Consider the following 22,045-nt stretch of genomic DNA (forward strand, 5'->3'; position numbering starts at 1 on the left):
ACATCTCGATTCGCGTCGTGGCGCCCGCACCCTGATCATGACACCGTGGGCTGGTTTCTCAACATGCGGGACGCTAGTATCTCTCTGTGAGACAGGATAGCGGCATCGGCGTGCTGGACAAAGCCGTGGGCGTACTCCATTCGGTGGCCGAGTCACCATGCGGGCTCGCGGAACTGTGCGACCGCACCGGGCTGCCGCGCGCGACGGCGCACCGCCTCGCGGCCGGCCTCGAGGTGCACCGGCTGCTCGCCCGCGACCCCGACGGCCGCTGGCGACTCGGGCCCGCGCTCACCGAACTGGCCGGGCACGTCAACGACCCGCTGTTGGCCGCTGGTGCGGTGGTGTTGCCGCGGCTGCGCGAGATCACCGGTGAGAGTGTGCAGTTGTACCGGCGGGAAGGCACCGCACGGATCTGTGTGGCGGCGCTGGAGCCGCCGGCGGGCCTGCGTGACACGGTTCCGGTGGGCACCCGGCTGTCGATGACCGCGGGCTCGGGCGCCAAGGTGCTGCTGGCCTATGCCGATCCGGCCACCCAGCACGCCGTGCTGCCGGAGGCGAAGTTCACCGACCGCGCCCTCGCCGAGGTGCGCAGGCGGGGTTGGGCGCAGAGTGCGGCCGAGCGCGAACCCGGGGTGGCGAGCGTGTCCGCCCCGGTGCGCGACGGCCGCGGCGCGGTGGTGGCCGCGGTGTCGGTGTCGGGACCGATCGACCGGATGGGCCGCCGCCCCGGTGCCCGCTGGGCTGCCGACCTGGTGGCGGCGGCGGAGGCGCTCACCCGCCGGCTGTGACGAGGGTCGCAGTCGCGCCCTGGCGAACGAGAAACGCCCGCCTCGAGCGAGGCGGGCGATCGATTTTCTGGTACCCCCGATGGGATTCGAACCCACGCTACCGCCGTGAGAGGGCGGCGTCCTAGGCCGCTAGACGACGGGGGCTAGAACAAATTCCGGAGAGCCAGCATAGCTCAGGCGACATGCCTGACCTAATCTCCGGGTGCAGCTGGGGTACCAGGACTCGAACCTAGAATGGCGGTACCAGAAACCGCTGTGTTGCCAATTACACCATACCCCATGGGCTACTCGTCACCGCAGGTCACGAGCGCTTTCGGCCCTACCAGCAGCGGCTCGTCGCCGCCGCCCGTGTTTGTGGGCCGACAGGCAGACTACCAAAGATTTCGCGACGACTTTTCACGCCTGGGGTGTCTCGGCCGCCGCGCGCTGCCGACCGGCGCGCAACCGCCGCAGGCTGCGGTCGCGGCCGAGCAGTTCCAGCGACTCGAACAGCGGGGGGCTGATGGTCGCACCGGTGATCGCCACCCGGATCGGGCCGAACGCCTTACGCGGCTTGAGCTCGAGGCCGTCGATCAGCGCTGCCTTCAGCGCCTCCTCGATCGCCGGGGTCGTCCACTCCGCGAGACCCTCCAGGGCGGTCGCCGCGGCGTCGAGCACGGCCACCGCCTCCGAGCGCAGTTCCTTGGCCGCGGATTTCTCGTCGAGCGCGAACGCGGAGTCGTCGAGGAACTTCAACAGCTCCCATGCGTCGCCGAGCACGACGATGCGCGTCTGCACCAGCCGAGCGGCCTCGGCGAACTGCCGCTCGTCGAGGCCGGTGTCGTGACCGTGGGTGGAGAAGAAGTCGCGCAGCCGGACGGTGAACTCGTCCTCGCTGAGCAACCGGAGGTGCTCGGCGTTGAGGGCGTCGGCCTTCTTCTGGTCGAAGCGTGCCGGATTGGAGTTGACGTCGGCGACGTCGAACGCGGCCACCATCTCGTCGAGGCTGAACACGTCGTGGTCGTCGGCGATCCCCCACCCCAGTAGCGCCAGGTAGTTGAGCAGGCCCTCCGGGATGAAGCCCCGCTCCCGGTGCAGGAACAGGTTCGACTGCGGATCCCGCTTGGACAGCTTCTTGTTGCCGTCACCGAGAACGCTCGGCAGATGCCCGAATCCGGGCACCCGCTCGGCCACTCCGATCCGGATCAGCGCCTCGTACAAGGCGATCTGGCGCGGCGTCGAGGACATGATGTCCTCGCCGCGCAGCACATGGGTGATCTTCATCAACGCGTCGTCGACCGGATTGACCAAGGTGTACAACGGATCGCCGCTGGCGCGGGTGAGCGCGAAATCCGGGACGGAGCCCGCCGGGAAGGTCGTCTCGCCGCGCACGAGATCGCGCCACGTGAGGTCGTGGTCGGGCATCTTGAGCCGGATCACCGGCCTGCGCCCGTCGGCGAGGTAGGCCGCCCGCTGCTCGTCGGTGAGCTCGCGATCGAAGTTGTCGTAGCCCAGTTTCGGATTGCGCCCGGCGGCCACGTGCCGGGCCTCGACCTCCTCGGGAGTCGAGAACGCCTCGTAGGCCTCGCCGGCCGCGAGCAGGCGGTCCACCACGTCGCGGTGGATGTCGCGGCGCTGCGACTGCCGGTAGGGCGCGTACGGCCCGCCGATGTCGGGACCCTCGTCGTAGTCGAGCCCCAGCCAGGACAGCGCGTCCAGCAGGGCCAGATAGCTCTCCTCGCTGTCGCGTTCGGCGTCGGTGTCCTCGAGACGGAAGACGAATGCGCCCCCGGTGTGGCGGGCGTAGGCCCAGTTGAACAGGGCGGTGCGGATGAGGCCGACGTGCGGCGTTCCCGTCGGCGAGGGGCAGAACCGGACCCGGACCGTCATCACTTGCCTTTCCGCACAACGGGATTGGTGAGCGTGCCGATGCCATCCACCGTGATGCTGACGGTGTCGCCGTCCTCCAGCGGGCCGACCCCCTCCGGCGTGCCGGTGAGGATGACGTCACCCGGCAGCAGGGTCATCACCGCCGACACCCACTCGATGATGGCCCCGATGTCGTGGATCATCAGCGACGTCCGGCTGTGCTGGCGCAATTGCCCGTTGACCTCGGTGCGCAGATCCAGGTCGGTGGGGTCGAGGTCGGTGACGATCCACGGCCCGAGCGGGCAGAAGGTGTCATGGCCCTTGGCGCGCGTCCACTGGCCGTCCTGCTTCTGCTGATCCCGGGCTGACACGTCGTTGGCGATCGTGTAGCCGAGGATGTTCTCGGCGGCGCGGGCGGCGGGGACGTCCTTGCACGGTCGGCCGATCACCACCGCCAGTTCCCCTTCGTGGTGAACCGGATTGGCGCCGGCCGGGAGCTGGATCGGGACGCGCGGACCGATGATCGACGTGTTGGGCTTGAGGAAGATGATCGGATCCGGGAAGTCGCCGCCGCCCATCTCCTCGATGTGGGCGGCGTAGTTCTTGCCCATGCACACCACCTTGCTGGCCAGGATCGGTGCCAGCAGGCGGACGTCGGCCAGCGGCCAGGACCGCCCGGTGAACGTCGGAGTGCCGAACGGATGTTCGGCGATCTCCTTGGCGACGGCCGTCGGATCGTCGGGAGGGCCTTCGACACTGACGAAGGCGACACCGTCTGGGCTGGCGATTCGACCGAGGCGCATCAACACAGCCTAGTGGCCGCCGAGCGGCGACCGACGGCGGACTCCCCGCCTCCGACGTCCCATATCATGAGACAGAAGTTCTGCAGCGTGAGACACGTGTGCCACCATGTCCGCATGGCCACGGCGGCGATCGGCACCCTGCGACGCTGGTCGATGCTGGTCATCGCGCTCACCGCCACGTTGTGCGCGAACGTGTTCATCAACGGGGCGGCGTTCCTCATCCCCACCCTGCACTCCGACCGTGGACTCGACCTGGCGGTGGCCGGCCTGCTGTCGTCCATGCCGAGCTTCGGGATGGTGGTCACGCTGATCGCCTGGGGCTACGTGGTCGACCGGGTCGGCGAGCGGTTCGTGCTGACCGTCGGTTCGGCGCTGACCGCAGCCGCCGCCTTCGCCGCGGCAGCCGCCGACTCCCTGATCCTGGTGGGTGCACTGCTGTTTCTCGGCGGCATGGCCGCTGCGAGCAGCAATTCGGCCAGCGGCCGGCTGGTGGTGGGCTGGTTCCCCCCGCAGCAGCGCGGGATGGTGATGGGCATCCGGCAGACCGCCACGCCACTGGGCGTCGGGCTCGGCGCACTGGTCATCCCACGGCTTGCCGAGTCGCACGGTGTGGGGACCGCGCTGCTGTTCCCTGCGGTGGTGTGCGCGGTCGCGGCGGTGATCTGCGTGGCGGGCGTGGTGGATCCGCCGCGGCCGCCGCGTGCGGAGGCGCCGGCCGCGGATCTGGCCAACCCGTACCGGGGCGCGGCCGTGCTGTGGCGGATCCACGCCGTCTCGGTGCTGCTGGTGGTGCCGCAGGCGGTGGTGTGGACGTTCACCCTGGTGTGGCTGATGACCGATCGCGGATGGTCGGCGGTGTCGGCCGGGACACTCGTGACCGTCGCCCAACTCCTCGGTGCGGGTGGACGTGTCGCCGCCGGCTACTGGTCCGACAGGGTGCGTCACCGGCTCCGGCCGATCCGGTCGATCGCACTGGCCGCCGCCGCCACGATGGCGCTGCTCGCGCTGACCGATGCGCTCGGATCACCGGTCAGCGTCGCGCTGATGGTCGCGGCGTCGGTGATCACCGTGTCCGACAACGGGCTGGCCTTCACCGCGATCGCCGAGATCGCGGGCCCCTTCTGGAGCGGGCGTGCCCTCGGCGCGCAGAACACCAGCCAGCACCTGGCGTCCGCGGCCGCTGCGCCGCTGTTCGGCGGGCTGATCGGAATCGCCGGCTATCCGGCGGCGTTCGCGGTGTGCGCCGTGCTGCCGCTCATCGCCCTGCCCCTGGTTCCCGTCGACATCGAGACCCCGCCGGACACCTGATCGACAGCACCGGCGTCGAATCCGTTGCGCAGAAACTGGTTCCGGCGCGGCAGCGGCGCTAGAGGTTCGCCGCGATCCGGTCGCCGATCTGGGCGGTGGACAGCTTCTCGTCACCACGGGTGGCGAGGTGTTGCTCGACGGCACGGTCGACGCGTGCCGCGGCGGCGTCCTCGCCGATGTGGGCCAGCAGCAGCGCCACCGACATGACGGCCGCCGTCGGGTCGGCGATGCCCTGGCCCGCGATGTCCGGCGCGCTGCCGTGCACCGGTTCGAACATCGACGGATTGGTGCGCGTGGCGTCGATGTTGCCGCTCGCGGCCAGGCCGATCCCACCGGAGACGGCGGCCGCGAGGTCGGTGATGATGTCGCCGAACAGGTTGTCGGTGACGATCACGTCGAACCGGCCCGGATCGGTCACCATGTGGATGGTGGCGGCGTCGATGTGCTGATAGGCGGTCTCGACATCGGGGAACTCGCGACCGACCTCGGCGACCGTGCGCGCCCACAGCGTGCCCGCATACGTCAGGACGTTCGTCTTGTGCACCAGCGTCAGGTGCTTGCGCCGCTTGGCCGCTCGCGCGAACGCGTCGCGCACCACCCGTTCGACACCGAACGCGGTGTTCAGGCTGACCTCGGTGGCGACCTCGTGCGGGGTCCCGACGCGGATCGCGCCGCCGGTGCCGGTGTACGGCCCCTCGGTTCCTTCGCGCACCACCACGAAGTCGATCGCCGGGTCGCCGCCCAGCGGGCTGGTGACGCCGGGCAGCAGCCGGGACGGCCGCAGGTTCACGTGGTGGTCGAGCTGGAAGCGCAGCGTCAGCAACAGCCCGCGCTCGAGCACCCCGCTGGGCACCGACGGATCACCGATCGCACCGAGCAGGATCGCGTCGTGGCCGCGCAACTCGTCGACCACACCGTCGGGCAACGTCTCCCCCGTCGCGTGATAGCGCCGCGCGCCGAGGTCGTACTCGGTGCGCTCGACGCCCGGCAGCACGACGTCGAGCACCTTGAGTGCCTCGGCGATGACCTCGGGTCCGATGCCGTCGCCGGCGATGACGGCGAGCTTCACGACAGGTCGACCAGTTCCAGCGTCGATGCGTTCACGTCGCGGCCGATGCCGGCCAGCACGTCGTCGGGAACCTGCCGGTCGAGCCGCAACATGATGGTCGCGCCGTCGCCGTCGGCATCCTGGGACAGCTGCGCGGCCAGGATGTTCACCGCGGCACCGCCCAGCAGGGTGCCGATCTTGCCCAGCGCGCCCGGCTGGTCGTCGTAGTTGATGATCAGGTTCACGCCCTCGGCGCGCAGATCCAGGTTGCGGCCGTTGACCTGCACGATCTTCTCGACCAGCTGCGGCCCGGACAGCGTGCCCGAGACGTTGACGGTCGAACCGTCGGCGGCCACGGCGCGCACGTCGACCACGCTGCGGTGGTTGGGGCTCTCGCTCTCGGCGTCGATGCTCGCCTCGACGCCGCGCTCGGCAGCCAGGGCGGGGGCGTTGACGAACGTCACCTGATCCTCGATCACCGCGGAGAACAGGCCGCGCAGCGCGGACAGCCGCAGCACCCCGACGTCCTCGGATGCCAGCTCACCGCGCACCTGGACGCACAGGTTGGTCGGCAGTTCCGCGGACAGCGCCCCGACCAGCACGCCCAGCTTGCGGACCAGGTCGAGCCACGGCGCCACCTCTTCGCCGACGGTGCCGCCCCCGACGTTCACGGCGTCCGGCACGAACTCGCCGGCCAGCGCGAGCCGCACACTGGCCGCGACGTCGGTGCCTGCCCGGTCCTGTGCCTCGGCGGTCGACGCGCCGAGGTGCGGTGTGACGACGACCTGCGGCAGCTCGAACAGCGGGCTGTCGGTGCACGGTTCGGTCGCGAACACGTCCAGACCGGCGCCGCGGATGTGCCCGCTGGTGATCGCGTCGGCGAGCGCCTGCTCGTCGATCAGCCCGCCGCGCGCGGCGTTGACGATGATGGCGCCCGGCTTGATCTTGGCCAGCGCGTCCTTGCCGAACAGGCCCGCGGTCTCCTTCGTCTTCGGCAGGTGCACCGAGATGAAGTCGGCCCGGCCGAGCAGTTCGTCGAGGGAGAGCAGCTCGATGCCCAGCTGCGCGGCCCGCGCCGACGACACGTACGGGTCATAGGCGGTGATGTGTGCGCCGAACGCCGCGAGCCGCTGGGCCACCAGCTGCCCGATGCGGCCGAGTCCGACGACACCGACGGTTTTGCCGAAGACCTCGGTGCCCGAGAACGACGAGCGCTTCCACGCGTGCTGGCGCAGCGTGGCGTCGGCGGCGGGGATCTGCCGAGCCGTGGCGAGGAGCAGCGCCAGTGCGTGTTCGGCGGCGCTGTGGATGTTGGACGTGGGCGCGTTGACCACCAGCACACCGCGCGCGGTGGCGGCGTCGACGTCGACGTTGTCCAGGCCGACACCGGCCCGGGCGACGATCTTGAGCTTGGGCGCGGCGGCCAGCACCTCGGCGTCGACGGTCGTCGCCGAACGCACCAGCAGCGCGTCGGCGTCCGGCACCGCGGCCAGCAGTTTCGGGCGGTCCGGGCCGTCCACCCAGCGGACTTCCACCTGGTCACCGAGGGCGGCGACGGTCGACTCGGCGAGTTTGTCGGCGATCAATACAACGGGCAGGCTCACGCGGACAGCGTAGTGGGCTGTAATGGGCGAATGAACATCACGGTGGTCGGCAGCGGACCCAACGGGCTCGCCGCGGCCGTGGTCTGCGCCCGCGCGGGGCTGTCCGTGCAGGTACTGGAGGCGCAGCCGACGTTCGGCGGTGGGGCGCGGAGCGCCGCCGACCCCGAGTTCGACGGCATCCTGCACGACGTGTGCTCGGCGGTGCACCCGCTGGCGCTCGGGTCGCCGTTCTTCGCCGAGTTCGACCTGCGGGCGCGCGGCGTCCGGTTCGGCGTGCCCGAGATCTCCTACGCCAACCCGTTGGCGGGGCGGCCCGCGGCGATCGCCTACCGCGATCTCGATCGCACGTGCGACGAGTTGTCCGACGGTGCGTCGTGGCGGCGGTTGCTCGGTCCGCTGGTGGAGCACGAGGACACGGTGCTCGGGTTCATGTTGGGCGACAAGCGCTCCCTGCCCCGGGATCTGCTCAACGTGACGAGGCTCGGCCTGCGGATCCTCGAGCAGGGCACGCGGGCGTGGAACCTGCTGCTGCACGGCGACGATGCTCAGGCATTGCTCACGGGGGTTGCCGCGCACGCCATCTCGCGACCACCCTCGCTGGCGTCGTCCGGTGCCGGGATGATGCTCAGCATGCTGGCCCACACCGAGGGCTGGCCCATCCCGATCGGCGGCACGCAGGCGATCACCGACGCCCTGATCGCCGACCTGCGCGCCCACGGTGGCGAGATCCACTCCGACAGTGCGGTGACCACTCCGCCGTCGGGAGTCGTGCTGTACGACACCGCCCCGACCGCGCTGATGCCGATCTACCGCGAACGCGTTCCGTCCCGGTATGCCAGGCAGCTCATGCGCTACCGCTTCGGGCCCGGCGCGGCGAAAGTGGACTTCGTCCTGTCCGGTGACGTGCCGTGGTCCGACGAGCGTCTTGCCGATGCGCCGACACTGCACCTGGGTGGCAGCCGCGGCGAGATGGCCCGGGCCGAGATCGAGGCCGCCGAGGGACGGCACGCCGCGCGACCGATGATCCTCGCCGCGCTCCCCCACCTCGTCGACCCCGCCCGCATGGACGACGCCGGGTGGCGGCCGATGTGGACCTACGCACACGTTCCCGCCGGGTCGACGGTGGACCAGACCGAGGCCGTCACCGCCTCGATCGAACGGTTCGCGCCCGGTTTCCGGGACATCGTCGTCGCCGCGCGCAGCGTCCCCGCCGCCGAGATGCCGCGTCACAACGCGAATTACGTGGGCGGCGACATCACCGTCGGTGGCGCCGACGTGTTCAAGGCGGTGCTGGGGCCGACACCGAGGCTCGATCCGTGGGCGACACCCATCGACAAGGTGTACCTGTGCTCGTCGGCCACGCCGCCGGGCGCAGGCGTTCACGGGATGGCGGGGTACTACGCGGCACGCTCCGTGCTGCGCCGCGAGTTCGGCATCCGTGAGTTGCCGAGCCTCGCCCCCGAGGGATTGGTGACATCGGGGGGTCACGACCGGCCCTAGGGTCGCGCGCCGCTCGGACACGCCGTGCGCTGAGACGACTTCGGCGCGCCCACCTCCGGTGAGGTGGACGCGCCGAAAGCGTGGTTCGTCAGGCGGTTTCGGTGATCGGGCGGTCGACCCAGCTCATCAGGTCACGCAGCTTCTTGCCGGTCACCTCGATCGGGTGCTCGGCGTTCTGCTTGCGCAGGCCCTCGAGCTCCTTGTTGCCGCCCTCGACGTTGGCGACGAGCTTCTTGACGAAGGTGCCGTCCTGGATCTCCGAGAGGATCTGCTCCATCCGCTTCTTGGTGTCGGCGTCGATGACCCGCGGTCCGGACAGGTAGCCGCCGAACTCGGCGGTGTCGGACACCGAGTAGTTCATCCGCGCGATGCCGCCCTCGTAGATCAGGTCGACGATCAGCTTCAGCTCGTGCAGCACCTCGAAGTAGGCCAGTTCCGGCGCGTACCCCGCCTCGACCATCACCTCGAAGCCGGTCTTGATGAGTTCCTCGGTGCCGCCGCACAGCACGGCCTGCTCACCGAACAGGTCGGTCTCGGTCTCGTCCTTGAACGTGGTCTTGATGACGCCGGCCCGGGTGCCGCCGATGCCCTTGGCGTAGGACAGCACGAGCGCCTCGCCCTCGCCCTTGGGATCCTGCTCCACGGCGACCAGGCACGGAACACCCTTGCCGTCGACGAACTGACGGCGCACCAGGTGGCCGGGCCCCTTGGGCGCCACCATGCCGATCGTCACGTTGGCGGGCGGCTTGATCAGGTCGAAGTGGATGTTCAGGCCGTGCCCGAAGAACAGCGCATTGCCGTCCTCGAGGTTCGGCTCGATGTCGTTGGTGAAGATGTCGGCCTGCGCTGTGTCGGGCGCCAGCAGCATGATCACGTCAGCCCACTTGGCGACCTCGGCGGGGGTGTCGACCTCGAGCCCCTGCTCGGTCACCTTGTCGCGGGACTTCGAGCCCTCCTTGAGGCCGACCTTCACCTGCACGCCGGAGTCGCGAAGGCTCAGCGAGTGGGCATGGCCCTGGCTGCCGTAGCCGATGACGCCGACCTTGCGTCCCTGGATGACGGACAGATCCGCATCGCCGTCGTAGAACATCTCAACTGCCACTGGTGATATTTCCTTGTCTTCCGAGCGTTTTCGCTTGTTTCAGGGGTTACTTGGCGGTGCCGATGCCGCGGGGACCGCGGGACAACGACACCACACCGGACTGGACGATCTCGCGGATACCGTACGGCTCGAGCACCCGCAGCAGTGCCTCGAGCTTGCCCGGCGTGCCGGTGGCCTCGACGGTCAGCGACTCGTTGGAGACGTCGACGACCTTGGCGCGGAACAGGTTCACCGCCTCGATGACCTGACCGCGGGTGGTGGCGTCGGCGCGCACCTTGATCAGCGCCAGTTCCCGCGAGACCGAATTGTCGGCGTCCTGCTCGACGATCTTGATCACGTTGATCAGCTTGTTGAGCTGTTTGGTGATCTGCTCGAGCGGGAGCAGCTCCTCGACGCTGACCACGATCGTCATCCGGGACATGTCCTTCTGCTCCGTCGCGCCGACGGCCAGGGACTCGATGTTGTAGCCGCGCCGCGAGAACAGCGCCGCGACACGGGCGAGCACGCCGGGCTTGTCCTCGACGAGCACCGACAGCGTGTGCGTGGTGGTCATCAGGCGTGCCCCTCTTCGTTGTCGTCGAACAGCGGACGGATGTTGTGGGCGGCCATGATCTGGTCATTGCTGGTGCCTGCGGCCACCATCGGCCACACCTGCGCGTCGGCGCCGACGGTGAAGTCGATGACCACCGGCCGGTCGTTGATCGCGCGCGCCTGGTTGATGACGTCCTCGACGTCTTCGGCACGCTCACACCGCAACCCGACGCAGCCGAGCGCATCGGCCAGCTTCACGAAGTCCGGGATCCGGCGCGAGTGGGTGCCCAGATCCGTCTGGCTGTACCGCTCCTCGTAGAACAGCGTCTGCCACTGGCGCACCATGCCGAGGTTGCCGTTGTTGATCACCGCGACCTTGATCGGGATGCCCTCGACCGCACAGGTCGCCAGCTCCTGGTTGGTCATCTGGAAGCAGCCGTCGCCGTCGATGGCCCACACCTCGGCCTCGGGCCGGCCCATCTTGGCGCCCATCGCCGCCGGGACGGCGAAGCCCATGGTGCCCAGGCCGCCCGAGTTGAGCCACGTCCGCGGGTTCTCGTAGGAGATGAACTGCGCGGCCCACATCTGGTGCTGCCCGACGCCGGCCACATAGATCGCATCGGGGCCGGCCAGCTTGCCCAGCGACTCGATCACGTACTCCGGCGACAGGCTGCCGTCGCTCTGCGGGCCGTAGCTCAGTGGATACGTCGACTGGACGCCGCGCAGGTACTCCCACCAGGTGTCGGTCTGCCGCTCCTGCCCGCCGGTGTCCCTTCGCAGCACCTCAAGCAGATCCGCGATCACGGCCTTGACGTCGCCCACGATCGGGACGTCGGCGTGCCGATTCTTGCCGATCTCCGCCGGATCGATGTCGGCGTGGATGACCTTCGCCTCGGGTGCGAAGGAGTCCAGCTGCCCGGTCACCCGGTCGTCGAAGCGGGTGCCCAGCGCGATCAGCAGGTCGCTGCGCTGCAGCGCGGCCACCGCGGAGACGGTGCCGTGCATGCCCGGCATGCCGAGGTTCTGCGGGTGGCTGTCGGGGAACGCGCCACGGGCCATCAGCGTGGTGACCACCGGGATGCCGGTCAGCTCGGCCAGGTCCAGCAGTTCCTGGCTGGCGTTGCCGCGGATCACGCCGCCGCCGACGTACAGCACCGGCTTGCGCGCGGCCGCGATCAGCTTCGCCGCCTCCCGCACCTGACGGCTGTGCGGTTTGGTGTTCGGCTTGTATCCGGGCAGGTCCATCTGCGGCGGCCAGGAGAAGGTGCACTTGCCCTGCAGGATGTCCTTGGGGATGTCGACCAGCACGGCGCCCGGCCGTCCGGAGGACGCGATGTGGAACGCCTCGGCGATCACCCGCGGGATGTCGTCACCGTTGCGGACCAGGAAGTTGTGCTTGGTGATCGGCATCGTGATGCCGGAGATGTCGGCCTCCTGGAAGGCGTCGGTGCCGATCAGCGCACGGCCGACCTGACCGGTGATCGCCACCACCGGGATGGAGTCCATCTGCGCGTCGGCCAGCGGCGTCACCAGGTTGGTGGCTCCGGGGCCCGACGTGGCCATGCACACGCCGACCCGTCCGGTGGCGTGGGCGTAGCCGCTGGCGGCGTGGCCGGCGCCCTGCTCATGGCGCACCAGCACATGCCGAAGCTTCTGCGAGTCGAATAGCGGGTCGTAGACGGGCAGCACCGCACCGCCCGGGATGCCGAAGATCACGTCGACGTCGAGTTCCTCGAGCGACCGGATCACCGCCTGGGCACCGGTGACTTCGTGCGGCGCAATTCGCTTGGGCTGCACGGTCTTCGGGCTGGTGGACTTGACAGCGGACACGGCATCGCCGCTGGGCGGCGCGGTGGCGGCCCGTTCCGGTGGTCGCGTGGTCGGTGCGCTCACTTCGTCCTCTTGAATCTCGTTGTTGTCGGTTTCACTTCGGCGCCCTTGAAGCAACAAAAAACCCCCGTCAGCAGGGCTGCTGTACGAGGGTTGGCGCGTCGATGCTGGTGGCTATGCCCAAGTGAGGGCCAGCGCGGCATCAACGCGCCAACCAATTACTACGAGCAAGCCCTTTCGCATAACACATGACGGTAGCCTCCGCACAGGTCACAGGTCAAATTCCGGCGCCCCCGGTCCGGCCCGCCGCGGCCCCTTCGGCGCAGTGCCAGAATGGGAACGTGACCACGCCATCCGCAAACACGCCGCCGGCTCCGGTCGTCATCCGGATCTCGCCGATGGCGCACCTTGCGGTCGGCTTCTTCGCGTTCGCGCTGCTCGCGATCGTGATGAGCACCCCGCCGGTATCCGCCGTTCTGTTCGTACTCCCGATCGCATTGTCGGCGTTGATCATTCGCTACCGCACCGTCGCCGACCAGGACAGCGTCACCGCGCGCCGGGCATTCGGCAGCACCACCGTCGCCTGGTCGGACATCGAGGGCCTGCAGTTCGGCAAGGGCGCCTGGGCGTCGGCGCGCCTGACCGACGGTTCCGAATTGCGGCTGCCGGCCGTGACATTCGCGACGCTGCCCCAGCTGACGGAGATCAGCGCGGGCCGGGTGCCCAACCCGTACGCGTAGCCGTCAGGCCAGCGGGTTGGCGCCGTTGAGCAGCACCCACAGGCCGATACCCGCGCCGGCGCCCAGCAGCAGCGCGACGAACGACCCGACGAACGGCCTGCGTGCCCAGGCGCGACCGGCGTCGAACCCGTACCGCCCCGGACCGGCCAGGATGATCGCGACGACCGCGGCGAGCACGAACACCCGGTACTCGTGGCCGTCGGTGAGGAACGCGGACAGCCTGGCTTCCTCGTGGGCGACGACCGCCTCGGCGAGCACCCCGTTGATCAGGTACGCCAGCGCGCCCGCGGCGGCCACCGGGGTGAACAGGCCGAGCACCAGCAGTACCCCGGCGGCGATCTGGCCGATGGTGGCCACATAGGTCAGCACGCCGGCGTGCTGGAAGCCCAGTTCGGTCAGCGTCGTCTCGAACCCGCCGAGGCCGGGACCGCCCCACCACCCGAACGCCTTCTGCAGGCCGTGGGAGATCAGCAGCGCGCCGACCGCCACCCGGAGCACGAGCAGGCCGAGGTCCTGGGTGCCGCGCCGGCCCGCGGCCCGGACCCGGTCCTCGGCGATGGGGTCGACGTCGATCTCGGCCGGCTCGGCGGAGTACGGCGCCATCGCATGGCGCCCGCTGGGCTGGACGTACGGCAGCGGTTCGGGGTCGGCGAGCAGACCGAGCCCGGGCTCGCCGGTGGTGCCCTTGGTGGAGTCGTAGCGCGGGATCGCGGTGGTCTCGAAGTCCCCGCCGTACGTCGAGGTCGGCAGATCGTCTTCCGGGTCGACCAGGCTCGCCGTCGCCGGACGGGCCGAGCCGTCGGGCCGTTGCCAGGCGCGCGGGTCCTGAGAGTGACTGGTCACGCAGCCCAGGGTAAGTGCAAGTCACCCCCGAACCGGGGATTTACCACGGCGCTTTGACCGCGTTTCGGCAGGTGGGCGAACACCGGCGTGGCGGGCACCGCCCGGCGATCCGTAATCTGGCTCGCATGAGGACGCGCCGGCCGGTCATGGGTGTGTTCGTGCTGTTGTGCGCCGTCGTGGTCGGGTCGGGTTGCGCCCGCTTCGACGAGGCGCAGTCGCAGCCGTTCACCACCGAGCCGGAGATGAAGCCGCCGCCGAGTTCGGCGCCGCCACCGCCACCGCCGCTGCCGCCCAATCCGTTTCCGAAGCAGTGCCCGGCGCCCGGGGTCATGCAGGGCTGCCTGGAGAGCACCAGCGGCCTGATCATGCTGCCCGACGGCCAGTCCGCGCTGGTCGCCGAGCGCACCACCGGCGCGGTCAAGGAGGTCGCGGTCCGCGCCGAGCCCAAGGTGAAGACCACCATCCCGGTCGACGGGTCCGGCGACGGTGGCCTGATGGACATCGTCATGTCGCCGACCTACGCACAGGACCGGCTGATGTACGCCTACGTCAGCACTCCGTCGGACAACCGCGTCGTGCGCATCGCCGACGGCGACATCCCCAAGCCCATCCTGACCGGCATCCCCAAGGGCGCCACCGGCAACTCGGGATCGCTGATCTTCACCAGCCCGACGACGCTGCTGGTGCAGACCGGCGACGCAGGCAACCCCGCGCAGGCCGCCGATCCCGGCTCACTGGCCGGCAAGGTGCTGCGCATCGAGCAGCCGACCACGGTCAACCAGGCGCCGACGACGACCGCGCTGAGCGGGCTCGGGGCGGGTGGCTCCATGTGCATCGACCCGTCCGACGGAGCCCTCTACGTCACCGACCGCACGCCCACCGCGGACCGGCTGCAGCGGGTCACCAAGGACTCGGCGGTCTCGACCGTGTGGACGTGGCCGGACCGGCCGGGCGCGGCCGGGTGCGCGGCGCTGGACGGCACCGTGCTGGTGAACCTGGTGAACACCAAGCAGACGGTGGCGGTGCGACTCGCGCCTGACACCGGAGCGGTCACCGGCGAGCCGGAGGTGCTGCGCCAGGACACCCACGGCCACGCCTGGGCGCTGCAGCTCTCCCCCGACGGCAACGTGTGGGGCGCCACGGTCAACAAGACCGCGGGTGACGCCGAGAAGCTCGACGACGTGGTCTTCCCGCTGTTCCCGCAGGGCGGCGGTTTCCCGCGCAGCAACGCCGACAACACCTGATTCGGCTACCTGCCGCGTGGGAGGCACTGGTCCCCGCGCGGGGGGACTAATCCCCTGCCGCCACCAGTGAGCGCAGTCGCAGGCCGGGGTTGTCCCGTTCGACGCTCTGCAGGCGCCACGGGGTGGAGAACACCGCGAGGATGACGCCGTCGGTCCGGGTGAAGACCTCGACGGACGCCTGCTTCTGCAGCAGCTCGACGTCGGCGGGGTCGGCGGCGCGCGCAACGGTGTACGGCAGCGGCTCGAGCGCGATCGGCGCGGCGAACTCGGCGGCCATCCGGTGGGTGGCCACCTCGAACTGCATCGGCCCCACCGCGGCGAAGACCGGCGCCTGGTCACCGCGCCGGTCCGAGCGCAGCACCTGCACGACGCCTTCCTGCTCGAGTTGCTCGATGCCCTTCCGGAACTGCTTATGCTTGCTGGGATCGGTGCCCCGCGCGACCGCGAAATGCTCGGGCGAGAAGCTCGGTATCGGGGGGTACTGCACGGCGATGTCCCGGTAGAGCGTGTCGCCCGGACGCAGCGACGCGGCGTTGGCGAGCCCGATGACATCGCCCGGCCAGGCGGTGTCCAGGGTGGAACGGTTCTGACCGAAGACCGATTGCGCGTACTTGGTGACGAACGGCTTGCCGGTGGCGGCGTGGGTGAGCACCTCACCGCGTTCGAACGTTCCCGAGACCACCCGGGCGTACGCGATCCGGTCACGGTGCGCGGAATCCATGCCCGCCTGGACCTTGAACACGAACGCGCTGAACGGCGACGAGGCGTCGCGCAATTTGCCGTCGACGTCGAGCTGACCGTGCGGCGACGGCGCCAGCTGCGCGAGGACGTCGAGCAGCTGGTTCACCCCGAAGTTGAGGATGGCGGAGGTGAAGAGGACCGGTGTCGACGTACACCGCAGGAACGAGTCCCGGTCGAAGTCGGCGCCGTCAGCGGACAGCAGCTCCGACTCCTCGATCGCGTTGTCCCAGTCGATGCCCGCGATCTCGTGGGCGCGGGCGGCGTCGATGTGTTCTTCGGGCGCGGCGGTGGCACCGCCGGCTGTGCGGGTGTACTTGATGTATTCGCCGGTACGGCGGTCGAGGACGCCCTTGAAGTCGCCGGCGATACCGACCGGCCACGTCAGGGGCGTGGTCTGCAGCTGAATGCGCTCGTGGATCTCGTCCATCAACTCCAGCGCGTGGCGACCCGGCCGGTCCCATTTGTTGACCACCGTGATGATCGGAATGCCCCGATGGCGGCAGACCTGAAACAGCTTGAGCGTCTGGGGTTCCAGGCCCTTGGCGGCGTCGATGAGCATCACCGCGCAGTCCACGGCCGTCAGCACGCGGTAGGTGTCCTCGGAGAAGTCGGCGTGGCCGGGAGTGTCGAGGAGATTGATGACGCAGGTGTCCCCGTGCTGCGTCCGGTACGGGAACTGCAGCGCCGTCGAGGTGATCGAGATCCCGCGGGCCTTCTCCATCTCCATCCAGTCCGAGACGGTGGCGCGACGGCCGGCCTTGCCGTGGATCGCGCCCGCCTCGGTGATCGCCTTGGCGTGCAGCACCAGCGCCTCGGTCAGCGTGGACTTACCGGCGTCGGGATGGCTGATCACCGCGAACGTTCTGCGACGTCGCGCTTCGGCGGAGATGCGGTCTGCCTTGGGCCCCGTGGCGGCCGTCGACACACCGGAGGCGGTATCGGTCATTGCACCGTCAATGGTATTGGCCGTGGCGGCGAAACCGATAATCGCGGCGGCCTAGGCCTGCAGTGCGAGATGCATCACGTGCAGGCCCACCAGACCGCGCGTGCGCGAACGGAAGGCGCCCGGGACGGTGCCAACGATCTCGAATCCCAGCGACTGCCACAACCGCACCGCGCGGGTGTTGGTCTCGACCACCGCGTTGAACTGGATCGCCCGGTAGCCGTTGCGCCGGTGCCAGTCGATCACCCATTCGGCCATCGCCCGCCCCGTCCCGCGCACCTGCAGCCCGGGATCGACCATGAAACTGGCGGTGCCGACGTGGTCACCACGGCCGGGGCGGTTGGGGCCCATCTTCGCGGTGCCGACCACCCTGCCGTCCGTCAAGGCCACGATGGCGTGCGCCGGCGGCGGCTCGAGCCAGAGTCGCGCGATCTCGTCGTCGGTCAGCCCTTCGGGGTAGGCGTAGCTCTCGCCGTCGGCGACCACCGGACGGAAGATCGCGGCGATCTGCCGGACGTCGCCGGCGGCCGCGGCCCGTATCTCCAGCACCGCCGATCAGCCGCAGGCGGCGAGGACCAGTTCGCGGACGCGGGCGGCATCGGCCTGACCCCTGGTGGCCTTCATCACGGCGCCGACGATCGCGCCTGCGGCCTGGACCTTCCCGCCGCGGATCTTCTCCACGATGTCGGGGTTGGCGGCCAGCGCCTCGTCGACCGCCGCCTGGATCACGGAGTCGTCGCGCACCACCGCCAGACCGCGGTCGGCCATCACCTGCTCGGGGTCGCCTTCGCCGGCGAGCACTCCCTCGATCACCTGGCGGGCCAGCTTGTTCGACAGCTTGCCATCGTCGACGAGCTTGATCACAGCGGCCACCTGTGCGGGCGTGATGGACAGCGCGTCGAGCTCGACGCCGGCCTCGTTGGCCTTCTGCACCAGGTAGTTCCCCCACCAGGCGCGGGCCTGGTCGCCGGATGCGCCGTGCGCGACCGTCGCGGTGATCAGGTCGAGCGCACCGATGTTGACCAGGTCGCGCATCACCTCGTCGGAGATGTCCCAGTCCTGTTGAATCCGCTTGCGCGACAACCACGGCAGCTCCGGGATGGTGCCGCGAAGCCGCTCGATGAGCTCCGCGCTGGGCGCCACCGCCTCGAGATCGGGCTCGGGGAAATACCGGTAGTCCTGTGCGGTCTCCTTGCTCCGGCCCGGCGAGGTGTAGCCGTCCTCGTGGAAGTGGCGGGTCTCCTGCACGATCCGGCCACCGGACTCGAGCACGGCGGCCTGCCTGCGCATCTCGTAGCGCACCGCGACCTCGACGCTCTTGAGCGAGTTGACGTTCTTGGTCTCGGTGCGGGTGCCGAACTCGGCCTGGCCGATCGGTTTCAGCGACAGGTTCGAGTCGCACCGCATGGAGCCCTGGTCCATCCGGACGTCGGAGACGCCCAAGGCGCGCAACAGGTCCCGCAGCGCCGTGACGTACGCCCTGGCGATCTCGGGGGCGCGGGCGCCCGCGCCCTCGATCGGCCTGCTGACGATCTCGATCAGCGGCACCCCGGCACGGTTGAAGTCGGCCAGCGAATGCGTCGCCCCGGCGATCCGGCCGGTGTCACTGCCCAGGTGGGTCAGCTTGCCGGTGTCCTCCTCCATGTGCGCGCGCTCGATCTCCACCCGCCAGGTGCTGCCGTCGTCCAACGGCACATCGAGGTGCCCGTTGACGGCGATCGGCTCGTCGTACTGCGAGATCTGGTAGTTCTTCGGCTGGTCCGGGTAGAAGTAGTTCTTCCGGGCGAACCGGCACCACGGGACGATCTCGCAGTTGAGCGCCAGCCCGATCCGGATCGCCGACTCCACCGCCGACTGGTTGATCACCGGCAGCGACCCCGGCAGCCCCAGGCACACCGGGCACACCTGCGTGTTGGGCTCGGCGCCGAAGGCGTTGGCGCACCCGCAGAACATCTTGGTCGCCGTCGACAGCTCGACGTGCACCTCCATGCCCATCACGGGTTCGTAGCGCGCGATGACCTCGTCGTAGTCGAGCAACTCGGCGGTAGCGGCAGTCATACCAGCGATCCTAATGGGTCACCTTTTCCCGGCGAGCAGACGCAAAATGCCCGCGACACGCCGCAAAACTCGACAATATGTGTCTGCTCGCGGGGAGAGGTCAGCCGAAGAACTCGGCGGCGTCGTCGTAACGGCTCTGCGGCACCAACTTCAGTTGGCGCACCGCATCGGCGAGCGGCACCCGGCCGATCTCCTGACCGCGCAGAGACACCATCATCCCGAACTCGCCGGCATGGGCGGCGTCCGCGGCGTTCACGCCGAAGCGGGTGGCCAGCACGCGGTCGAACGGCGTGGGCGTACCGCCGCGCTGAACGTGGCCGAGGACCGTCACCCGGACCTCCTTGTTGATCCGTTTCTCGACCTCCATCGCCAGCTGCTGCGCGACGCCCGTGAACCGCTCGTGCCCGAACTCGTCGATTCCGCCCTGGCGCAACTGCATCGAGCCCTCGGCCGGCTTGGCGCCCTCGGCCACCACGCAGATGAAGTGCGAGTCACCCCGCACGAAGCGCGCCTTGACCAGCCGGCACACCTCCTCGATGTCGAACGGCTGCTCGGGGATCAGCGTCATGTGGGCGCCGGAAGCCATGCCGGCCCCCAACGCGATCCAGCCCGCATGGCGGCCCATCACCTCGACGAGCATCACCCGCTGATGGGATTCGGCCGTGCTGTGCAGACGGTCGATCGCCTCCGTCGCCACGTTCAGCGCGGTGTCGTGACCGAAAGTCACGTCGGTGAAGTCGATGTCGTTGTCGATGGTCTTGGGCACGCCGACCACCGGGACGTTCTCCTCGGACAGCCAGTGCGCGGCGGTCAGCGTGCCCTCGCCGCCGATCGGGATCAGCACGTCGATGCCGTTGTCGTCGAGGGTCTGCTTGATCTGCTCCAGCCCGGCGCGCAGCTTGTCCGGATTGGTGCGCGCCGTGCCGAGGATGGTGCCGCCCTTGGCCAGCAGGCGGTCGTTGCGGTCGTCGTTCTTGAGCTGGATGCGGCGATCCTCCAGCAGCCCCCGCCACCCGTCGAGGAAGCCGACGACCGACGAGCCGTACCGGACGTCGCAGGTGCGGACCACCGCGCGGATCACCGCGTTCAGGCCAGGACAGTCACCGCCACCGGTGAGAACTCCGATCCGCATGATCTATACCGTTCCTCGCGTGCCCATGGACCCCGATCCTGCCAGCATCGTCGGTTCGCGGCTCGTCAGCGGCGGAACGGGCGAACGGGGACACCAGCCCCGATTCGTAGGCGATCACCACGGCCTGCGCGCGGTCACGCAGCCCGAGCTTCGAGAAGATCTTGCCGACATGCGTTTTCACCGTCTCCTCCGAGACCACCAGACCCGCCGCGATCTCGGCGTTCGACATCCCGCGGGCCAGCAGCTCCAGGACCTCGGTCTCCCGCGGTGTCAGACGCGCCAGCTCGTCGGTGCCGCGGCGCGGCGCGGCATGCCGGCTCATCAGGTCCGCGATCACGCGCCGGGTGACCGACGGCGCCAGCAGCGCGTCGCCCGCCGCGACGACGCGCACCGCACGGATCAGCTCGTCGGCGGGCGCGTCCTTGAGCAGGAAGCCGCTGGCTCCGGCACGCAAGGCCGCGTAGACGTAGTCGTCGACGTCGAAGGTGGTCAGCATGAGGACCTTCGACGTGGTCTGGGCCAGGATCTCCGTGGCCGCGTCCAACCCGTTCATCTCCGGCATCCGCACGTCCATCAACACGACGTCGGGGGCCGAGGTGAGCACACCGGCCACGGCGTCGCGCCCGTTGGCCGCGTCGCCCACCACGCTGATGTCGGGCTGGGCCGCCAGCAGCGCGCCGAAGCCCTGCCGCACCATCGCCTGGTCGTCGGCGATGAAGGTGGTGATCATCGGCGACCCGGGCGCCTGCGGAGCGTCAGACCGGGCACCCCGACACGGTAGCCGGGACGCACGGCAGATAGGACCACACGACGAACTCGCCCTCGGTGTCGTGGACGGCCACCATGCCGCCGACCGCCGCGGCCCGCTCCCGCATGCCCGCGATGCCCAGACCGGGCACCGGAGGCTCCCACGATTCGGTCATCAGCGGGTTGCGGATCTCAACGCCGACGCCGCCGATGGTGATGCTCACCTCCGCGGTCACCGTCGCCCCCGGCGCGTGCCGCGCGGCATTCGCCAGACACTCCTGCACGATCCGGTACGCGGCCGACCCGACCAGGTCTCCGACCAGGTCCGTCGGCCCGTCGATCCGCCACGTCAGGTGCACACCCGCACGCTGGGTCGAGGTGAACAGCGCGGGCAGGTCGGCGATCGTCGGCGCGGGCGCGAGCTCCGCGGGCTCCACGCCGCTGCGGAGCACACCCAGCAGACCGCGGATCTCGTTGAGCGCTTCACGGCCGGTCGCCGCGATCGTCTCGAACTCGGCCTGCAGGCTCGGTGGCACGTCGGCGTGGCGATACGGCGCGGTCTGAGCCGACACCACCACCATCGACATGTGGTGGGCGACGACGTCGTGCAGGTCGCGCGCGATCCTCGTGCGCTCCTGCAGCACCGTTCGCCTGGCCCGCTCCAGATCGCCCACCTCCTCCAGTTCGGCGACCTGCCGTCGTGACAGCACCAGCCAGCGCACCAGCACCACGGCGAACACGATGGCGGTGACGCCGAAAGTCCAGCCGCCGTCCACGTGATTCGGCATCGCGACGAGGAACAGCAGCGCGGTCGCCAGCCACACCCTGACGACGACCGGCAGCGGCCGGGTCCAGACCACGGCGACGGTCAACACCAGCAGCTCGATGAGATGCACCACCTGCCACGGGTAGGTCCAGCCCGGTTGCCTGTCGAAGAACAGCGGGATCAACACCGCCGACACCGCCGAGATCGACCATCCGAGAAGCGGATTGACCGACAGAAACAAGATCGGCAGGGCAGCGAGCGCGGCGACGATGGGCGCCAGCGCCGCAGGCACCTGGTGGGTGACGAACAGCGTCGGCCACGCCACCGCGAACAGCACCCCGGCGGCGGCGATCACCAGCCAGTCCGTCCAGTGTCCGCGCCGCATCCACCCCGTCGAACCGCTTGGCCTGTTCACGGTCCGAATGCTAGGGCGCTTTGCGGCCCCGGCCATCCCCCTGCGGGGTGATTC

18 protein-coding genes, 2 tRNA genes and 1 pseudogene are annotated in these 22,045 nt (G+C 69.7%); 5 read left to right on the forward strand and 16 right to left on the reverse strand.

The window, feature by feature from the left end:
* Window positions 1-86 precede the first annotated feature (86 nt).
* On the forward strand, window positions 87-788 hold the full coding sequence (locus tag O6P37_RS16170; RefSeq protein WP_269895043.1) for an IclR family transcriptional regulator: 702 nt from the start codon (window positions 87-89) through the stop codon (window positions 786-788).
* Window positions 789-856: 68 nt separating this feature from the next.
* On the opposite strand, the gene O6P37_RS16175 is transcribed toward O6P37_RS16170, so the two are convergent.
* The 4 genes from O6P37_RS16175 to O6P37_RS16190 form a co-directional block, all read right to left on the reverse strand.
* Window positions 857-932, reverse strand: a tRNA-Glu gene (locus O6P37_RS16175).
* 64 nt (window positions 933-996) lie between these two features.
* Window positions 997-1,068 (reverse strand) — tRNA-Gln (locus O6P37_RS16180).
* Window positions 1,069-1,184: 116 nt separating this feature from the next.
* Complete coding sequence (gene gltX / locus O6P37_RS16185) at window positions 1,185-2,657, reverse strand: glutamate--tRNA ligase (RefSeq protein WP_269895044.1); 1,473 nt, start codon at window positions 2,655-2,657, stop codon at window positions 1,185-1,187.
* Complete coding sequence (locus O6P37_RS16190) at window positions 2,657-3,439, reverse strand: fumarylacetoacetate hydrolase family protein (RefSeq protein WP_269895045.1); 783 nt, start codon at window positions 3,437-3,439, stop codon at window positions 2,657-2,659. Before O6P37_RS16190 ends, gltX begins: the two co-directional genes overlap by 1 nt.
* A gap of 66 nt (window positions 3,440-3,505) precedes the next feature.
* Between O6P37_RS16190 and O6P37_RS16195 the strand changes: the two genes are divergently transcribed.
* Entirely contained in the window at window positions 3,506-4,747 is a 1,242-nt protein-coding gene (locus O6P37_RS16195) for an MFS transporter (protein ID WP_332909799.1), read from the forward strand.
* Between the two features lie 58 nt (window positions 4,748-4,805).
* On the opposite strand, the gene O6P37_RS16200 is transcribed toward O6P37_RS16195, so the two are convergent.
* Window positions 4,806-5,816: a 3-isopropylmalate dehydrogenase gene (locus tag O6P37_RS16200; RefSeq protein ID WP_269895047.1), complete on the reverse strand. Its 1,011-nt coding sequence runs from the start codon at window positions 5,814-5,816 to the stop codon at window positions 4,806-4,808.
* On the reverse strand, window positions 5,813-7,399 hold the full coding sequence (serA, locus tag O6P37_RS16205) for a phosphoglycerate dehydrogenase (protein WP_269895048.1): 1,587 nt from the start codon (window positions 7,397-7,399) through the stop codon (window positions 5,813-5,815). Before serA ends, O6P37_RS16200 begins: the two co-directional genes overlap by 4 nt.
* A 30-nt stretch (window positions 7,400-7,429) precedes the next feature.
* On the opposite strand from serA, the gene O6P37_RS16210 reads away from it, so the two are divergent.
* Window positions 7,430-8,899, forward strand: a complete 1,470-nt coding sequence (locus O6P37_RS16210; RefSeq protein WP_269895049.1) for a phytoene desaturase family protein — start codon at window positions 7,430-7,432, stop codon at window positions 8,897-8,899.
* Window positions 8,900-8,987: 88 nt separating this feature from the next.
* Here the strand turns inward: O6P37_RS16210 and ilvC are convergent, their stop codons facing one another.
* Genes ilvC through O6P37_RS16225 form a run of 3 tightly spaced genes read right to left on the reverse strand, consistent with a single transcriptional unit; the run spans window position 8,988 to window position 12,425 of the window.
* Complete coding sequence (gene ilvC, locus O6P37_RS16215; RefSeq protein WP_264012246.1) at window positions 8,988-9,989, reverse strand: ketol-acid reductoisomerase; 1,002 nt, start codon at window positions 9,987-9,989, stop codon at window positions 8,988-8,990.
* A gap of 58 nt (window positions 9,990-10,047) precedes the next feature.
* Complete coding sequence (gene ilvN, locus O6P37_RS16220) at window positions 10,048-10,557, reverse strand: acetolactate synthase small subunit (protein WP_264012247.1); 510 nt, start codon at window positions 10,555-10,557, stop codon at window positions 10,048-10,050.
* Window positions 10,554-12,425: an acetolactate synthase large subunit gene (locus tag O6P37_RS16225; protein WP_269895050.1), complete on the reverse strand. Its 1,872-nt coding sequence runs from the start codon at window positions 12,423-12,425 to the stop codon at window positions 10,554-10,556. Before O6P37_RS16225 ends, ilvN begins: the two co-directional genes overlap by 4 nt.
* A 335-nt stretch (window positions 12,426-12,760) precedes the next feature.
* Here O6P37_RS16225 and O6P37_RS16230 point away from each other — a divergent pair, with 335 nt between their 5' ends.
* Window positions 12,761-13,102, forward strand: a complete 342-nt coding sequence (locus tag O6P37_RS16230; RefSeq protein WP_264012248.1) for a PH domain-containing protein — start codon at window positions 12,761-12,763, stop codon at window positions 13,100-13,102.
* A 3-nt stretch (window positions 13,103-13,105) separates the two neighbouring features.
* Here O6P37_RS16230 and O6P37_RS16235 read toward each other — a convergent pair whose 3' ends face one another.
* Entirely contained in the window at window positions 13,106-13,945 is an 840-nt protein-coding gene (locus O6P37_RS16235; RefSeq protein ID WP_269895051.1) for a DoxX family protein, read from the reverse strand.
* A gap of 125 nt (window positions 13,946-14,070) precedes the next feature.
* Between O6P37_RS16235 and O6P37_RS16240 the strand changes: the two genes are divergently transcribed.
* The gene (locus O6P37_RS16240; RefSeq protein ID WP_269895052.1) at window positions 14,071-15,189 is read left to right on the forward strand and encodes a PQQ-dependent sugar dehydrogenase; all 1,119 of its coding nucleotides are present in this window, start codon (window positions 14,071-14,073) and stop codon (window positions 15,187-15,189) included.
* A 46-nt stretch (window positions 15,190-15,235) separates the two neighbouring features.
* Here the strand turns inward: O6P37_RS16240 and O6P37_RS16245 are convergent, their stop codons facing one another.
* The 6 genes and pseudogenes from O6P37_RS16245 to O6P37_RS16270 form a co-directional block, all read right to left on the reverse strand.
* Window positions 15,236-16,876: a peptide chain release factor 3 gene (locus O6P37_RS16245; RefSeq protein ID WP_269895053.1), complete on the reverse strand. Its 1,641-nt coding sequence runs from the start codon at window positions 16,874-16,876 to the stop codon at window positions 15,236-15,238.
* A gap of 51 nt (window positions 16,877-16,927) precedes the next feature.
* Window positions 16,928-17,422 (reverse strand): GNAT family N-acetyltransferase, encoded by a 495-nt coding sequence (locus tag O6P37_RS16250; RefSeq protein ID WP_269895054.1) that lies wholly within the window; start codon window positions 17,420-17,422, stop codon window positions 16,928-16,930.
* 6 nt (window positions 17,423-17,428) lie between these two features.
* Window positions 17,429-18,931, reverse strand: a complete 1,503-nt coding sequence (gene gatB, locus O6P37_RS16255; RefSeq protein WP_269895055.1) for an Asp-tRNA(Asn)/Glu-tRNA(Gln) amidotransferase subunit GatB — start codon at window positions 18,929-18,931, stop codon at window positions 17,429-17,431.
* A gap of 100 nt (window positions 18,932-19,031) precedes the next feature.
* A complete protein-coding gene (locus tag O6P37_RS16260) occupies window positions 19,032-20,063 on the reverse strand; it encodes an ATP-dependent 6-phosphofructokinase (protein WP_269895056.1) in 1,032 nt (343 codons plus the stop codon).
* An 85-nt stretch (window positions 20,064-20,148) separates the two neighbouring features.
* Window positions 20,149-20,793, reverse strand: a pseudogene (locus tag O6P37_RS16265) (response regulator); the annotation flags it as partial.
* 25 nt (window positions 20,794-20,818) lie between these two features.
* Entirely contained in the window at window positions 20,819-21,991 is a 1,173-nt protein-coding gene (locus O6P37_RS16270) for a sensor histidine kinase (RefSeq protein ID WP_269895057.1), read from the reverse strand.
* Window positions 21,992-22,045 lie beyond the last annotated feature (54 nt).

The organism is Mycobacterium hippophais (genome assembly GCF_027529605.1).
GTDB lineage: Bacteria > Actinomycetota > Actinomycetes > Mycobacteriales > Mycobacteriaceae > Mycobacterium > Mycobacterium arseniciresistens.

What these genes read in the sequence shown, in the direction of transcription:
- gltX (WP_269895044.1), bottom strand. Translation starts at nt 2,657, where the DNA reads ATGACGGTCCGGGTCCGGTTCTGCCCCTCGCCGACGGGAACGCCGCAC.
- O6P37_RS16190 (WP_269895045.1), bottom strand. Translation starts at nt 3,439, where the DNA reads ATGCGCCTCGGTCGAATCGCCAGCCCAGACGGTGTCGCCTTCGTCAGT.
- O6P37_RS16195 (WP_332909799.1), top strand. Translation starts at nt 3,506, where the DNA reads ATGAGACAGAAGTTCTGCAGCGTGAGACACGTGTGCCACCATGTCCGC.
- O6P37_RS16210 (WP_269895049.1), top strand. Translation starts at nt 7,430, where the DNA reads ATGAACATCACGGTGGTCGGCAGCGGACCCAACGGGCTCGCCGCGGCC.
- ilvC (WP_264012246.1), bottom strand. Translation starts at nt 9,989, where the DNA reads ATGTTCTACGACGGCGATGCGGATCTGTCCGTCATCCAGGGACGCAAG.
- O6P37_RS16230 (WP_264012248.1), top strand. Translation starts at nt 12,761, where the DNA reads ATGGCGCACCTTGCGGTCGGCTTCTTCGCGTTCGCGCTGCTCGCGATC.
- O6P37_RS16240 (WP_269895052.1), top strand. Translation starts at nt 14,071, where the DNA reads ATGAGGACGCGCCGGCCGGTCATGGGTGTGTTCGTGCTGTTGTGCGCC.
- O6P37_RS16245 (WP_269895053.1), bottom strand. Translation starts at nt 16,876, where the DNA reads ATGACCGATACCGCCTCCGGTGTGTCGACGGCCGCCACGGGGCCCAAG.
- gatB (WP_269895055.1), bottom strand. Translation starts at nt 18,931, where the DNA reads ATGACTGCCGCTACCGCCGAGTTGCTCGACTACGACGAGGTCATCGCG.
- O6P37_RS16260 (WP_269895056.1), bottom strand. Translation starts at nt 20,063, where the DNA reads ATGCGGATCGGAGTTCTCACCGGTGGCGGTGACTGTCCTGGCCTGAAC.